This is a genomic window from Paenibacillus sp. ov031, assembly GCF_900143165.1.
Taxonomy (GTDB): Bacteria; Bacillota; Bacilli; order Paenibacillales; family Paenibacillaceae; genus Paenibacillus; species Paenibacillus marchantiae.
Window position 1 is genome coordinate 305,766 of sequence record NZ_FRDO01000007.1, and the last position, 14,872, is coordinate 320,637.

Genomic DNA, 14,872 nt, shown 5'->3' on the forward strand with positions numbered 1-14,872 from the left:
CAGCACAAAAGCTCCGTTTCCGGAGCTTCCGTCATTCCACTATGTAGAGAGAATGCCTTCTCCCTTTCTTAAATCATTTCCATTTCAATCAGAAATGACGATGAACCATCAAAGCCTGTATTTAAACTACGTCTGCATGGCTTACAGACAGACGAAGAATCGTTTCATGCGGCAAAATAACCCGTGGGTTCTCCACATTTTCCTTCTTCATCAGCTTGGTCAGTAAACGCATCGCTACAGCGCCCAGGTCATACATCGGTTGAGCTACAGTAGTCAACTGAGGACGGACCATGGAAGCCATACGAATGTTATCCACACTGATGATGGAGAAGTCATCCGGTACTTTCAGGCCTTCATCCTGAATGCTATGAATAGCACCAATTGCCATCTCATCTGTTGCAGCGAAGATTGCCGATGGTTTTTTCTTCAATCCGAGGAAATACTTCATCGCTTCTACACCAGACTCATAACGATAGTTACCAATACGTACGAGATCCTCCTGATATTCCATACCTGCTGCTTCAAGCGCTTTCTTGTACCCTTGGAAACGAGCATAACCGTTGGCAGGATCTTGCAGTGTACCACTGATCATTGCGATTTCCTTGTGTCCATGACGGATTAACGTATTTACAGCATCAAATGCCGCTGCTTCATGGTCAATATCTACAGAAGGGTACGTGCCCTTCTCGTCACTTGTTGCACAGAGAACAATCGGCACAGCCGCTGATTGGAACGCCTGAATATGCTCGTCCGTCACAGTTCCACCCATGAAGAGCAGACCGTCCACTTGTTTCTCGAGCAACGTGTTAATTACACGAATTTCTTTTTCTTTCTTCTTATCCGCGTTACACAAAATAATGTTGTAGTGATACATATTCGCAATATCTTCAATCCCGCGGGCAATCTCTGCAAAGGTTGAGTTCGAAATGTCCGGAATAACGACCCCGACCGTGGTTGTCTTCTTGCTCGCCAAGCCTCTGGCTACCGCATTCGGACGATATCCCAACCGATCGATGGCTTCATATACTTTTTTGCGTGTCTGTGGCTTAACATTAGGGTTATTATTAACAACCCGTGATACCGTTGCCATAGAGACACCGGCCTCACGTGCCACATCATAAATGGTTACCGTCACAGTACTTCTCTCCATTACCAGTAAATTTTCATACCATTTTCATTAAGATTTATATTACGACAAATTTATGCATTAATCAATTAAAATAGGCTTTAGGACTCACGCAGTGCTTTCGTGATTGTGGTTGAAGTAATATTCGAGTGGGAAGTATGCCATACAGGAATTCCCTTTTTGACTAGAATCGCCTGCGGAGATTCGTGCTTAACACCCAGCTTGTCCGCTGCTTCATTGGACACAGGGCGATCTTCCACTACATAAATGATACCGTATTTCACTTGTTCACTTGGACTATTTTGCAAATAATCGTTCATCTCCTGATAGGCGTTCGCGCTGATCGGGCAGCGTGTACTGTGCTTAAACAGAAGCAAGGGTTGATCCTCGGTAGCCTCCACTGCGGAGTTTAGCTGTTCAATACTTGTCATTTTAGTCATGTCAGCCATTTGATATACATCCCCCTTTACCAGGATTACCGCTATGTTGAGCGTTTTCACTCTACGATATCTTAACAAAAAGCGGGCGAAAAAGCCAATTTTCATGAAAACAAGCATTTTGCACGTCAAAATTAGACAGCATTCGAGAAGTGCGCCTGCCATACAAAACCGGATAATTGACCTAATCTGCGCTGTGTTGTCTCGATCCATTCTTCATCATTAGACTTTTGGGCGTAACCCATAATATCCAGCAGCAGGTTAATTCTCTCCTCCACAGCACGTTGCATCCGATGCTCCATCTCACGATCCGAAGCATCCGGCCAAGCCAGCAGTTGTTCATGGAAGAGATCCGCAAGTTCATTTCGCTCTCCAAACGATACATCCTGTTTCGTTGGCTGTTCACCGAGTGTACTGATGCACTCTTTCAAATCCGGCTTGACCGGCTGAAGAACTTCGTAGGAAACACAGTCTGTACAAGCAAATACAGGTACGTTACGAATCTCCACCTTTTTGGCATATACCACCGTTCTTAATTCCAGTTCCATTACATGTCCGCATCTGCACGTCTTACGCACAGTCATCACCTCATTCGTTCTATACTCTTATACAGATACCATTCGACCTATTTCCGCTCAAATCCTGCTATAAACCAGAGGTTGCACAAATTACCACTGTCTCCAGATGAAGGTTGTCGAATGTAGGCGTTCATTGAGATGTAATCGCTTCCCCAATGGCGAGATTGCATGACGATGAAGTCAACATGAGAATCTGTTACAATAAAGACGCTATGTGCTAATTACCGCAAAAGGAGAGATGATGATGAGATTAACAGGCAAAAAAGTCATCGCCCTGGTCGATGAAGAATTCGAAGATCTGGAACTGTGGTATCCGGTACATCGTGTTCGTGAAGAAGGCGCTGAGGTGCATCTCGCCGGAGAGAAAAAAGGCAAAACCTACATTGGTAAATATGGTGTTCCCGCTCAGGCGGAATACAGTTTTGATGAATTGGATAGTTCAAACTATGATGGTATCCTTGTACCCGGGGGCTGGGCACCGGACAAGCTTCGTCGCTATCCCAAAGTACTTGAGCTCGTTAAGGAAATGCATGCGGATCGTAAGCCGATTGGACAGATCTGTCACGCAGGTTGGGTACTGATATCCGCCAAAATACTGGACGGGGTTACGGTAACTTCTACACCGGGTATCCGGGATGACATGGAAAATGCCGGAGCCATCTGGAAAGATGAAGCCGTTGTTGTGGATGGACACATCATTTCAGCTCGCCGTCCACCTGATCTTCCGCCGTATGGCAAAGCATTTTGCGATGCACTTGCTGAAAAATAAAACAAAGCCCCGCGCCATATGGCGTGGGGCTTTATCGTTAAAATAAGACTATTTTCCAAAATTGTACAAAAGTTAATATTTTCACTTAAAGGTATTTATTTGAAAATAACCCATTCAGGATGCATTCGATCCACTCTGTTCATCCGGACTGCCCATCGAATCATTGAAGACCTGTAGACGCTCTTCGATGTCTGCACTTGTCCGCAGGCTGAAGCAATCATGGGCAGCCTCTTTGGCAGCAGCAGCCGTCGTATTCAATACTCTGTGCTTCACACGCAGCAAGGATTGTGGAGACATGCTCAGATTGCTGATCCCGAGCTCCAGCCATAGGGGAATCGAACGTTCGTCTCCTGCCATCTCCCCGCATACACTGACATCAATGCCTGCCGTATGAGCCGCATCGACTGTTGCGCGAAGCATGCGTAATACAGCCGGGTGATACGGATGATACATATGTGCAATCTGCTCATTCATTCGGTCTACAGCCAGTACATATTGCACGAGATCATTCGTACCGATACTGAAGAAATCAGCTTCTTCGGCAAGCAAATCGGCTATCATCACCGCTGCCGGAACCTCAATCATGATGCCCACCTGTATATGTGGATCGTACGGCAATTCGCGCTCGTCCAGATCAGACATCGCTTCACGCAGGATTTCATTGGCCTCCTGAAGTTCTTCTACCGAAGAGATCATCGGGTACATAATTTTGACATTGCCCGCAGCACTGGCCCGCAGAATGGCTGTGAGCTGTGTTTTGAACAGATCTTTGCGGTCCAGACTGATCCGAATCGCACGATATCCGAGAAATGGATTATCTTCTTCTGGCAGTTCAAAGTAGTCTAGCTGCTTGTCACCACCAATGTCGAGCGTACGAATAACGACAGACTGTCCTGCAGTTTTCTCAGCGACAAGACGATAAACCTCATACTGTTCCTGCTCACCCGGGAACGTAGCACGGTCCATGTATAGGAACTCTGTCCGGAACAACCCCACGCCCTTCGCCCCATGTTTCAGTGCCATATCCAGTTCCTTGACGGAACTGATGTTAGAAGCCAGATGCAGAACGGAACCGTCTTTGGTTACGGCATCCACTGTTGCAAGTACCTGCAGCTGCTCTTTTTTCTTCAATTGTTTGCTGCGAATCATCGTGTAACGTTCAATCGTCTTGCGATCCGGCTCCGTAAATACGAGGCCATTATCTCCATCGACAACCAACATATCTCCGGTCTCCACCGGCATGCCAAGACTCGCTTCCAGACCGGAAACGAGAGGAATGCCAAGGGCACGAGCCATAATTGCCGAATGTGACGTTTTGCCTCCAATAAGTGTCACAATACCCAGCACGTGGCTTGGATTCAAATGCGCCAATTGAGAGGGAGACAGCTCTTTGGCCACGAGTATATAAGGCTGGGTATCCGATGGAAGCGTAATTTCCGGTGCGCCCAGCAGATGCTTTAACAGACGGTTCCCCACGTCCTTGATGTCGATGGCTCGCTCCTTCATATACTCGTCTTCGAGCAGATCAAACATGGTGACAAAATGATCAATGGCCTCTTTGACGGCTACTTCTGCTGCTTTGTACTGCCGTTCAATAATGCCACGAATTTCGTTCATGAACACCGGATCTTCCAGAATGGCCAGATGCGCATCAAAGATGCTGGACTCTTCAGGACCGACGACTTCCTTGAACTCGTTCTTGATATATTCAATCTCATCCTTCGATGTCCGTATGCCCTCGTACAGCCGTTCGAACTCTTGGGCGAGATCCACCGAATCCATCTTCTGATCCGGCAGATCCCATTCCCAACTGGGCAGGACAAATGCTTTGCCGATGGCTATGCCTGCAGCGCCGTTGATGCCTTGTATCTTCATTCTACCCCTCCAACGTTCCTGTCATAGAGCACCACGGACATAACGGATGCCTGACCTTTCTTAACTTGCTTAAATGGAGCAAAGCTCCATGATTTGACACGATCGGGATTCGTGATGACCATCGGTGTCGTCAGCGATGCCGCCTCGGCTCGCAACACAGCCAGGTCAAACTTGATTAACAACTGACCGGGCTCCACCGTATCCCCTTCCTGAACAAAGGCTTCAAAGTGGCCTTTCAGTTGGGATGTGTCGATACCGATATGCAACAGGACCTCAAGCCCTTCCCGAGTGGAGATGCCCAAGGCATGCATCGTTGGATACATGTGCATAATCGTTCCGTACACGGGTGAGACCAGTTCTCCCTTTTCCGGGACAAAGGCTACACCATCACCCACAAGCTTGGCTGCAAATATCTGATCCGGTACCTCTTCAATCGGCAGCATTTTGCCTTGCACAGGAGCACAGAACAGAACTTGTTGCAGATCACGTTCGAGCAGCTTCGCAATCTCTTCCCGGATTAATTCCGAATAGGTGCCAAATACCACTTGTACGTTACCGCCACCCAGCTTGATAAGCCCTGCGGACCCCATACTCTTCATTGCACCTGTATCGATTAATCGATCATTATGCACGGTGAGACGAAGTCGTGTAATACAAGCCTCTACCTGCACAATGTTTTCTTTCCCGCCCAATGCTTCCAAAATAAGAGGAGCTTGATAAGGAATGTTACCTACCCAATCTTCCAGCATGGACCCCTCTTCGCGTCCTGGAGTTGGAATCTTGAACGTGCGAATCGCCCACCTAAACAGGAAATAATAGACTAGCCCGTATAGTATGCCAATCGGAATGAGCTTCCAAGCATTCTCCGATAGATGGAAATTGAGTATGTAGTCGATAATGCCAGCCGAATAGGAGAAACCATGGCGTATATCAAGCCAGTAACTGATCCACATCGCAAGTCCTGACATGACTGCATGCACGATGAACAGATAAGGTGCCGCAAACAAAAAGGCAAACTCAATCTGCTCCGATACCCCTGTCAGAAAACAAACGAGTGCGGAAGTGAGAAATGTTTTTTTGATTTTCGGCTTCAGATCTTCCCTTGCCTCCTGAATAATGGCAAAGGCAATCGCTGGAATCGCAAACATCATGATCGGGAATAACCCGGCCATAAAATACCCTGCTGTTGGATCACCCGCAAAAAATCGCGGCAAATCCCCTTGCACTATATTGCCGTCTGCTGTTTCATACGTCCCCAGTTGGAACCAGAATACATTGTTAAGCAGATGATGCAGTCCGAAGGCCACCAGCACCCTGTACAAGACCCCATATATAAACAGCCCAAAACCGCCGAGACTGTATTCCCAGGTGGCGATGGCGTTCAATGCATGTTGCAAAATGGGTGCGATCCATAACATAAAGAAGGAGAACAGTGCCGAGCAAAGTCCAACTATGAGTAAAACAAACCTTGAACCACCGAAAAACTGTAAGATTTCGGGCAGTTTAATACTTTTGAAGCGATTATGCGTCACCCCGGCAAGTGCGCCGAGAATAATTCCGATTAAGGAAGCAGGTTGAACGGTGCCATCCCCGAAATTGCGAGTCACCTGATCATATATCACAATACCAGCCAGAGCAGCGAGTCCCGCTTGTCCGGCCTGGTTGGAGAGTCCCAGCGCTACACCGACAGCGAACAAATACGGCAAAAAATAAAAAATACCGTGTCCGGCCACGGTAGACACTTCACCAACAACTTTCAATCCCCAGGCGTCCCAGGGCAAACTGCCAACACTCAGCAAAATTGCGGCGGCGGGCAGGACCATTGTAGGCAGCATTACCGCTCGTCCGAGCTGCTGCAAGGATCCGAGCCAATTCATGGCGACCTCTCCTTTCTATCCTAGATGGTAAGCTTTACGCAACGTTTTGTCAAAACAAAACAGTAACCTGTTGGTAATTTGTATTTCTCTCCCGCCAGGCATGACAAAAAGGAGCGTATTTCCTTGTTCCCCCAATAATTAAATGGAGCGGAATACCACTTGGATTTAACTTCATGCGGTCTTCTAAGCTGCAAAGTATATTTTATATTCCAATTATACAACAGAAAAAATCCCGTCAACTTGAGGTTAACGGGATTTTTTAGGAATCGAGATTTAACCGCGTCCAGCACCGCGCAGAACGATGGAATCCTCTACCTTGATACAACGATTCGTTACCGCTGTCATGCCGTTCTCAGCTGCAATCTGAACGGCTTCATCGCTGTGGATACCAAGCTGAAGCCACAATACATTCGCTTTGATCGCCGCAGCTTCACGAGCGACATCTGCACAATATTCATCGCGGCGGAATACGTTCACGATATCTACCGGCTCAGGGATATCTGCGAGGGTCGCATATACCGTCTCACCGAGAATCTCACCTTGTACCTGTGGATTTACCGGGATGATACGATAACCTCTGCTTTGCATGGCTTCCGCTACCATATAGGAAGTGCGATCTGATTTGTCCGATAAGCCGACGACTGCGATGTTGCCTGCCTTGCGCAAAAGTTGTCCAATTTCTTCACGAGTAGGATTGTTAAATTCCATGTTCAAGCACCATCCTTTTCTGCTTAAAGTGCGTGTTCAAAAAGACCGGTTTTCAGTACCGAGAAGATGGGATGAAGCTAGAAATGGAGTAGCGGAGCGTAGGGAAAACTACGTGAGCAACGGACATTTCGGCTGAATTCCATATTCGATGCTGATGATGCCTCCAGGCATCCTTCGTAATCAAAAGCGGTTTTTTGAACAACCTCTTAAACGTGTTATTTTACTCTTTTACCCATTGAACCGAGGCGCCAAGCGCCTGCAAATGATCGAAATATTGCGGATAAGACTTGGCTACATGGTGTGCATCCCGAATACGAAGCGGTTCTTTGGAACGCAGACCGACAACGGTCAGTGCCATAATTACGCGATGATCGTAGTGAGCGTTAATCTCAACGCCGCCTTCGACGCCTTCCGGACGACCATGTACGATAATCTCGGCCTGACGTTCTTCTACGTTGGCTCCTGCCTTCCGCAGTTCGTTCAAATAATCTGTAATTCGGTCACATTCCTTGTAACGTAAGTTCTCTACATTATAGAACCGTGAGGTGCCTTCCGCAAACACTGCCGCCGCTACCATGGCCAAAACCGCGTCTGTCGCGGCATCTCCATCGAATTCCACGGCTTTCAATGTACCGTTACCTTGCACGTGTACCACATCGTTTTCATGCGTCAACGGCACTTCCATCATGCGCAGAACGTCTACAATGGCACGCTCACCTTGTTTGCTCTGTTCCATCAATCGCAAAATTTTAACATCCGATTGGGTGACAGCCGCGGCCGCGAGGACAGCTGCTGAACCCGGATAGTCTCCTTGAACCGTATATGTTTGTGGTTTATAGGCTTGACCGCCAGGTACGCGGAAGGACATGTAATCATCACTCGCATGAATGACGATGCCCGCCTGTTCCAATACTTCCAGCGTCTGGCCAATAACCACTTTGGATTTCAAGTCGTTTAATACTTCAATTGTGCTGTCTTCTTCCAGAAGAGGAGTTACAAACAGCAACGCGCTCAAATACTGGGAGCTGACGGAACCGGATACACGGATATGTCCACCCTTAGCCTGACCCCCTTTGATCGTGATTGGCAAGCGCCCTTGTTCGTGCTGTACCTCAACACCAAGCTGACCAAGCGCATCGATCAGGTCATCATGTGGGCGTTTGCCCAGAGAATCCGGGTACGTATTTACAAACGTCACATCAGGACAAAGTGCCGTTACCCCCATCAGGAAACGAAGCACTGCACCCGCATTGCCTACATTTAATTCACGCACATCACGTGGATGGCTGCCGAAGCCCTGGATAACGATTTTGCTATCATCTTCTTCAAGCACCGCTCCAAGGTCGCGAATACATCTGCGCATAGCGTCACTATCTTCACTATGAGCCGGGTAATGGATCGTACTTGTGCCTTCTGCCAGCGCAGCAGCTAGCAAGTAGCGTGTGGTGTAGTTCTTGGAAGACAAAGCTCCAATTTCCCCGTTCAGGGATGGGGTTGGTTTAACGATAACGTCCATGGATGAAATTCTCCTTCATTGATTATAATGTGCTTCGTTAGATGATTCTGTTACGTATTTGATTCAGGATACATGCGGTGATGTTGTACTGCCAAATTGACATTCCATACATCGCTTGGGTATCATTATAGGCGTTAAGTCCATACAGAAAAGAGGACCTGAATATGACACAAATTGCTGAAATTGAAACTTCTGAGCTACGCCGCCGTTTGCAGGCGGGAGAGAAGCTGCAGATGATAGACGTCCGTGAGGACGATGAAGTCGCACAAGGCATGATTGAGGGAGCGAAACACATCCCGCTTGGACAGATTCCGGACAGACTGTCCGAAATTCAAAAGTCCGGTGAGATTGTTCTGATCTGCCGCAGTGGATACCGTAGTGAGCGTGCCTGTGAGTACTTACAGCAGCTCGGATATGATGGCTGCACCAATATGGTTGGCGGCATGCTGCAATGGCAAGAGGAAGACTAAACAACATCAGGATCGAGGTTAATGGTTAGGATATCTGCAATAAGCAGTTCTCGGTAACCAATGTGCATCCTGATCCTTACAGGAAGTCAAACGGGCCAATCGGCCCGTTTTTCACATCGTTCCACGATCACATGGCTCCATTCACCACTTAAACCCTTCGACATATCTTCTTCCACATGCGAAATGTATCCCTCTCTCCATGCATCGACCCTGCACTCATGTGTACAGTCTATCCATACACTTACTGAAGAGAAAATGAAATAATTACAAGCTTAGACGCGGTAATGCGCTAAAATTAAACGAGTCACTTCAGAAGCGGATAACTCGGTCGTATCCACCGTGTAATGCGCAAACCGGTATGCGTCCTTCCGTTCCTGCATAATGGTCTGAATGCGTTCCTCCGCATTGCCTGCCAAGAGCGGACGGTTCTCACAGCCGCTGACACGTTCTACTATCACTGCCGGATCAGCAGTCAGGGCAACCACCCAGCCGTTCTTCGACATAACATCACAGTTGTCCGAACGCAGAACCACACCGCCTCCGGTTGCAATCACCTGCGCCTTTTTCTCTAACACCGAGCACAACATGCGACTCTCGGCGTCGCGGAAATATGTCTCTCCCTTGCCTGTGAACAATTCAGGAATCGTACAGCCTTCCTCTTTCTCCACCGCGGCGTCCACATCAATCAGTCGGTAACCCAGCTCGCGTGCGAGCATGTCAGCAACGGTTGATTTGCCAGTTCCCATCATGCCGATGAGAATAATATTGTTAGACTTGCTCAAGGTGTACACTCCTTTAATTCAAGCAATTCGTGAGCACTTTTGTCCTATCATAACACAGCCCTGCGGACGGGGGAAGGCCATAGTGTGGCCCACTTCCCTCCAAGCATCCGCAAGCACTTCCAGATCATATCGAAGCATGTCCATGTACTCCAAACGATTTTAACGAACTCAGATCAGCTTATTTTTGAAATATAGGCAATTTTAAAATTCTAACGAATCTCAGAAAACTTATTTTACAAAAACAGCATAAAAACAGCGCAATTCCGCTCCAAATGTTCTTAATAGGACCTTCTGCATTTGTTAGAGAATAGAAAAGGTTCATATCCACGAGTTAGAGCATCTCAGGTTCGTAAGATGTAGGACCAGCTTACACATACGGTAAAAAAAGAGACCTGGAGTTCATCGGTATGAACCGACTCTCCAAGTCCCCTATCTAAGCTTCTGTCCAAGCCCTTCTTCCAGCCAAGGCCCCTGATTTAGGACTTTAGCCAAATCTCACGGACTTGCGATATGCGCTACTATTCCATCCAATTGTGGTGGAAGCTGCCTTCTTTGTCCAGACGTTTGAACGTATGAGCACCGAAGTAGTCACGTTGTGCTTGCAACAGGTTCGCAGGCAAACGCTCTGTACGGTAGCTATCGTAGTAGGACAACGCACTGGAGAACCCAGGAACCGGAACGCCTTGAGTTACCGCAGCAGCTACAACTTCACGCCATGCACCTTGGTAGGATTCTACAATGTTTTGGAAGTATGGATCCAGAAGCAGGTTTTTCAGTGCTGCATCTTTGTCATACGCTTCTTTAATGTTTTGCAGGAACTGCGAACGGATGATGCAACCACCACGGAAGATCATGGCGATGTTGCCGTATTTCAGATCCCAACCGTACTCATCGGAAGCTGCACGCATTTGGGCAAAACCTTGTGCGTAGGATACGATTTTACTTGCAAACAGCGCTTTGCGAACATTCTCGATGAACGCTTTTTTGTCACCGGAGAATGCTTCAACCGCAGGTCCGTTCAGGATTTTGCTCGCTGCCACACGCTCGTCTTTCATCGCAGACAGGAAGCGGGAGAATACGGATTCTGTAATCATGGACAATGGTACGCCGAGATCCAGCGCGCTTTGGCTTGTCCATTTTCCTGTTCCTTTTTGTCCAGCTGCATCCAGAATGACATCAACCATTGGTTTGCCCGTTTCCGGATCGTATTTGGAGAAGATATCTGCTGTGATTTCGATCAGGTAACTATCCAGCTCTCCCTGATTCCATTCTGTAAAGATGGCGTGAAGCTCCTCAACGGACACATTCAACACGGATTTGAGTAGGTGGTAAGCTTCACCAATCAACTGCATATCTCCGTATTCGATACCGTTATGCACCATTTTCACATAGTGTCCAGCACCATCTGGTCCGATATATGTACAACAAGGATCGTCACCGACTTTGGCCGAAATGGCTGTCAGGATCGGTTCAACCAGCTTGTACGCACTCTCTTGTCCACCTGGCATAATTGCAGGGCCTTTCAACGCGCCTTCTTCCCCACCGGATACACCTGTACCGATGAAGCGAATGCCTTTGTCTTCCAACTCTTTGCTGCGACGTTGGGTGTCAGGGAAGTATGCGTTACCGCCATCAATGATGATGTCGCCCTCATCCAAATGAGGAAGCAGTTGTTCAATGGTAGCGTCGGTTGCATAACCAGCTTGTACCATGATCAGGATTTTGCGCGGGGATTCCAGGGATGCCACAAACTCTTCAATAGAGAATGTGCCTGTCAGGTTTTTACCTTCGGCTTCTTTCAGAAGATCGTTGGTTTTCTCCGGAGAACGGTTAAATACCGATACCGTGAAACCTCTGCTTTCAATGTTAAGGGCCAAATTTTTGCCCATTACTGCAAGTCCAATGACACCGATCTGTTGTTTCGCCATCTGGTCCTCCATCCTTTGCTCCAATTAATTTTATTGAAATGAATTCTCAACAATACCCCCATTTTAACGGTTTTACGCATAGAAGTGAACCCCGGACCATGGTCGCACAGCGAGAAAACACCCCAATTACCTGAGGTGTTCATCGTATTTTCATAAATACAGCGTTATATTTCAGCCTTCCAGCATCAACATGTGCCCTGACAACTGCTTTAAGACTTTACGACAGACATTTGCTTTTTCGATATTATCCATCTGAATGGCGGCATACAGACGCTCCAGTTCATCATCCACTTCCATGCGCAGCAGCATGAGTCGCTCCTCGCCTTCGCGCGAGAGGAACATTTCTTCCATCTCTTCCGCCGTCGGCGCAGGTTCCTTTTGAAAAATAACACGCTGTTTGAACCCGGATACTTCAACGAGACGAATGACTTCACCAAACAAAATATTCTCCACGGTCATCTGCTGATCCTTAAACCGTTTCACAACGGCATGCCCGCGTGTATCCCCAATCAGCTTCTCCAACCATTCCGCAAGCTTTGCGTCCTTGATAATATAATCTCCGGTCATCTTGTAATTCCCACTGCGCGTCTGTTGAAAACGGAGCTTTACCAGCTTGCGTCCGGTGCGGACTGACAGAATAAAAAAGGATTCGTCCTCGCTCCAATATAGTGAATACCCCTCACGAATAAGGTCTTTGATCAAATTTTGGATATGCCGACGGTTGAACCGCAGCTCCAGATTGCAATATTCAACTTCATAACTCTTATTCACGGCACTCCCTCCATCTGTACCGGAGATGCTCCGGCCATCTTCTTCAATCGCTTCTACTCAATCGGCTTACCCTATTTTATACTTCATTTTATGTAAGGGTACTTGGTTATTTGACTATTTTTCACCGATTGATCCGAAGGATCGCAGCTTTCCGCAGATGCACAGGGGCAAGCCCCCGTTTTTCATGATATAATGGACGCGAAATGAAGGTATGCAGAGGTTATGTGCGGACTGCGAATTGATCGGGATGATGCCCTTGCTGCAGATGGGTCAAGTTCCTGGAAACGGTTCGTTCAACGTTCAAAACACTGCTGCCGCTCTATAAGATGTCTTTGTCTTAAGTACGTTGAACGATTAGTTCCCAGAGTTGATCACTCCGGCGGGCAGAATAATCTTCCCGTCGTTAGCTGAATGGATGCAATGGTTGCACCATGCTACATAAAAAGGGAGTTCCACAACCTGTATGGTTGTTGGAACTCCCTTTTCTTATTGGATCCACCTTATCAGACTTCAATCGCATCATTTGGCAGGAGCTGTACGATACGGTTTACGGGATAACACATAGTGCACAACGGCAAGTCCAGCCATAACGACAGCACTTCCGATAAATGGAGCCGGATGACTAATGTGATCCCACAGCAGTCCGGATACAATCGGCCCTACGACCATGCCTGATCCCTGAAGGGTCAGGAAGAAACCCCAGATCGCTCCGCGTTCTCCTTTGGGAATCAATGTGGCTACAAACGCATTCCAAGCCGGGAGAATCATCGCATAGCTGACGCCAACCAACATGACGATACCGAACACAACTGGAATAGACGTAATGGAAGAAAAAGCAAACAGACTCACTGCTGCCATTAAAAAACCGATGTTCAGGAACGGTGCCGTTCCAAACCGGTCTACCATTTTCCCTACAGGCAGCAATGCAATGACCGTAATGCCTCCACCCGCTATCAGCAACAAGCTGTATAGGTTGGGCGAGATGTGCAGGTCTGTGCGAGTGTATAGCGTAATCACGGGACTGAGCAGACCAATAACAAAAGACTGCATGAATAGTGCAGGATATACGAGCGGATTAACATTAAGGGTGCTGCGTACCCGTTGCAATGTACCCTGTACACTGTTTTTGAGTCGGATGAACGGCGTGAAAATATTCGGTTTAGCCGGATATTTCATATCTGACCGCTTCGTCTCACTTTCCGCATGCTCTCCCTCAACAATGACACGTCCGGGTAAAATCAAGGCGACCAGAATGACCAGAATTGCAACACCCATCAACACCAAGAAAATGGTGCGATAATCGTGATGCGTCCGCTCCAATAGCCAGTTCATTCCGATCGGCCCTAGACCAGTCCCCCCAAGTGCCGCCATCTCCAGCGCACCCATGGCTGTACCGTTCTTGTTCTGCGGCCCTGACATCGCAGTCACGCCTGTCATAGCGCAAGGCCAAAGGGGTGACGTACCGACTCCAAGAATGAGACAAGCCATGGCAAGGCCAAATGCACTTTTGAAGAATATAATCATGATTACAGCAACTAATGTACAAGTTAGCGCCGTCACCATTGTCGCGCGGAACCCGATCCGTTCTGCTGCCCAGCCAGAGGGAGCCCGGAACAGATTATCTCCCAAATATTGAAGGGCAAAGGCCACACCAATCACGCCAGCGGACAAACCCAGAATATTGTCCATATACACGGGCAAAATAGCGACCAGCAGGGCACCTTTAATAATTTCAACTAGAAAAAGCGTTAGCCACATGGCGATAAAGAAAGGTGATCGCAGAATTTTGGCTGGTTTTGTATTAGTTTGCATTCTTTTTCCCCTTTCGATGCTTGCTTGCCCATCTCCTATCCTTACTGTAACCCTCGGGGATGTGTCCAAATCTCAGCAATTCGAAAAATTGTCAAGCAATATTGCTTGCATTCGGTTCTTAATTTGCTATACTCAAATTTGTTTGAGATTACAAAATGATAAGTTATCAGCGAAGCTGAACTAAATCCGTGATCGCAAGAAAAACATCCGCTACAAGCGGTCT

General features: G+C 47.6%; 13 protein-coding genes. 2 read left to right on the forward strand and 11 right to left on the reverse strand.

Annotated features, from left to right (window positions below; translation table 11 throughout):
- Positions 1 to 121 precede the first annotated feature (121 nt).
- From ccpA to BUA17_RS25160, 3 genes are all read right to left on the reverse strand, one after another.
- On the reverse strand, positions 122 to 1,135 hold the full coding sequence (gene ccpA / locus BUA17_RS25150; RefSeq protein ID WP_024631149.1) for a catabolite control protein A: 1,014 nt from the start codon (positions 1,133 to 1,135) through the stop codon (positions 122 to 124).
- A gap of 92 nt (positions 1,136 to 1,227) precedes the next feature.
- Positions 1,228 to 1,575, reverse strand: a complete 348-nt coding sequence (gene ytxJ, locus BUA17_RS25155) for a bacillithiol system redox-active protein YtxJ (protein ID WP_064636572.1) — start codon at positions 1,573 to 1,575, stop codon at positions 1,228 to 1,230.
- A gap of 122 nt (positions 1,576 to 1,697) precedes the next feature.
- Positions 1,698 to 2,111, reverse strand: coding sequence for a hypothetical protein (locus BUA17_RS25160; RefSeq protein WP_082935004.1), 414 nt, complete (start codon positions 2,109 to 2,111; stop codon positions 1,698 to 1,700).
- Positions 2,112 to 2,382: 271 nt separating this feature from the next.
- Between BUA17_RS25160 and BUA17_RS25165 the strand changes: the two genes are divergently transcribed.
- Complete coding sequence (locus BUA17_RS25165) at positions 2,383 to 2,910, forward strand: type 1 glutamine amidotransferase domain-containing protein (RefSeq protein ID WP_063565573.1); 528 nt, start codon at positions 2,383 to 2,385, stop codon at positions 2,908 to 2,910.
- A gap of 114 nt (positions 2,911 to 3,024) precedes the next feature.
- Here BUA17_RS25165 and ptsP read toward each other — a convergent pair whose 3' ends face one another.
- The 4 genes from ptsP to aroA all read right to left on the reverse strand — a co-directional run bounded on the left by ptsP (position 3,025) and on the right by aroA (position 8,886).
- A complete protein-coding gene (gene ptsP / locus BUA17_RS25170) occupies positions 3,025 to 4,785 on the reverse strand; it encodes a phosphoenolpyruvate--protein phosphotransferase (RefSeq protein ID WP_063565572.1) in 1,761 nt (586 codons plus the stop codon).
- Positions 4,782 to 6,662 (reverse strand): glucose PTS transporter subunit IIA, encoded by a 1,881-nt coding sequence (locus BUA17_RS25175; protein ID WP_063565571.1) that lies wholly within the window; start codon positions 6,660 to 6,662, stop codon positions 4,782 to 4,784. Before BUA17_RS25175 ends, ptsP begins: the two co-directional genes overlap by 4 nt.
- A gap of 273 nt (positions 6,663 to 6,935) precedes the next feature.
- On the reverse strand, positions 6,936 to 7,370 hold the full coding sequence (locus BUA17_RS25180; protein WP_053784277.1) for a CoA-binding protein: 435 nt from the start codon (positions 7,368 to 7,370) through the stop codon (positions 6,936 to 6,938).
- A 220-nt stretch (positions 7,371 to 7,590) separates the two neighbouring features.
- Complete coding sequence (aroA, locus tag BUA17_RS25185) at positions 7,591 to 8,886, reverse strand: 3-phosphoshikimate 1-carboxyvinyltransferase (RefSeq protein ID WP_063565570.1); 1,296 nt, start codon at positions 8,884 to 8,886, stop codon at positions 7,591 to 7,593.
- Positions 8,887 to 9,050: 164 nt separating this feature from the next.
- Here aroA and BUA17_RS25190 point away from each other — a divergent pair, with 164 nt between their 5' ends.
- Positions 9,051 to 9,356, forward strand: coding sequence for a rhodanese-like domain-containing protein (locus BUA17_RS25190; RefSeq protein WP_063565569.1), 306 nt, complete (start codon positions 9,051 to 9,053; stop codon positions 9,354 to 9,356).
- A 272-nt stretch (positions 9,357 to 9,628) separates the two neighbouring features.
- Here the strand turns inward: BUA17_RS25190 and BUA17_RS25195 are convergent, their stop codons facing one another.
- The 4 genes from BUA17_RS25195 to BUA17_RS25210 all read right to left on the reverse strand — a co-directional run bounded on the left by BUA17_RS25195 (position 9,629) and on the right by BUA17_RS25210 (position 14,649).
- Positions 9,629 to 10,138, reverse strand: coding sequence for a shikimate kinase (locus BUA17_RS25195; protein WP_231952443.1), 510 nt, complete (start codon positions 10,136 to 10,138; stop codon positions 9,629 to 9,631).
- A gap of 518 nt (positions 10,139 to 10,656) precedes the next feature.
- Positions 10,657 to 12,066 (reverse strand): NADP-dependent phosphogluconate dehydrogenase, encoded by a 1,410-nt coding sequence (gene gndA, locus BUA17_RS25200; RefSeq protein ID WP_064636561.1) that lies wholly within the window; start codon positions 12,064 to 12,066, stop codon positions 10,657 to 10,659.
- Between the two features lie 171 nt (positions 12,067 to 12,237).
- Entirely contained in the window at positions 12,238 to 12,837 is a 600-nt protein-coding gene (locus tag BUA17_RS25205) for a hypothetical protein (RefSeq protein WP_063565568.1), read from the reverse strand.
- A 519-nt stretch (positions 12,838 to 13,356) separates the two neighbouring features.
- Positions 13,357 to 14,649: an MFS transporter gene (locus BUA17_RS25210; protein ID WP_072735366.1), complete on the reverse strand. Its 1,293-nt coding sequence runs from the start codon at positions 14,647 to 14,649 to the stop codon at positions 13,357 to 13,359.
- Between the last annotated feature and the right edge of the window lie 223 nt (positions 14,650 to 14,872).

Coding starts and splice junctions, on each gene's coding strand:
- ytxJ (WP_064636572.1), bottom strand. CDS start 1,575: ATGGCTGACATGACTAAAATGACAAGTATTGAACAGCTAAACTCCGCA.
- BUA17_RS25160 (WP_082935004.1), bottom strand. CDS start 2,111: ATGGAACTGGAATTAAGAACGGTGGTATATGCCAAAAAGGTGGAGATT.
- BUA17_RS25165 (WP_063565573.1), top strand. CDS start 2,383: ATGATGAGATTAACAGGCAAAAAAGTCATCGCCCTGGTCGATGAAGAA.
- ptsP (WP_063565572.1), bottom strand. CDS start 4,785: ATGAAGATACAAGGCATCAACGGCGCTGCAGGCATAGCCATCGGCAAA.
- BUA17_RS25175 (WP_063565571.1), bottom strand. CDS start 6,662: ATGAATTGGCTCGGATCCTTGCAGCAGCTCGGACGAGCGGTAATGCTG.
- BUA17_RS25180 (WP_053784277.1), bottom strand. CDS start 7,370: ATGGAATTTAACAATCCTACTCGTGAAGAAATTGGACAACTTTTGCGC.
- aroA (WP_063565570.1), bottom strand. CDS start 8,886: ATGGACGTTATCGTTAAACCAACCCCATCCCTGAACGGGGAAATTGGA.
- BUA17_RS25190 (WP_063565569.1), top strand. CDS start 9,051: ATGACACAAATTGCTGAAATTGAAACTTCTGAGCTACGCCGCCGTTTG.
- gndA (WP_064636561.1), bottom strand. CDS start 12,066: ATGGCGAAACAACAGATCGGTGTCATTGGACTTGCAGTAATGGGCAAA.
- BUA17_RS25210 (WP_072735366.1), bottom strand. CDS start 14,649: ATGCAAACTAATACAAAACCAGCCAAAATTCTGCGATCACCTTTCTTT.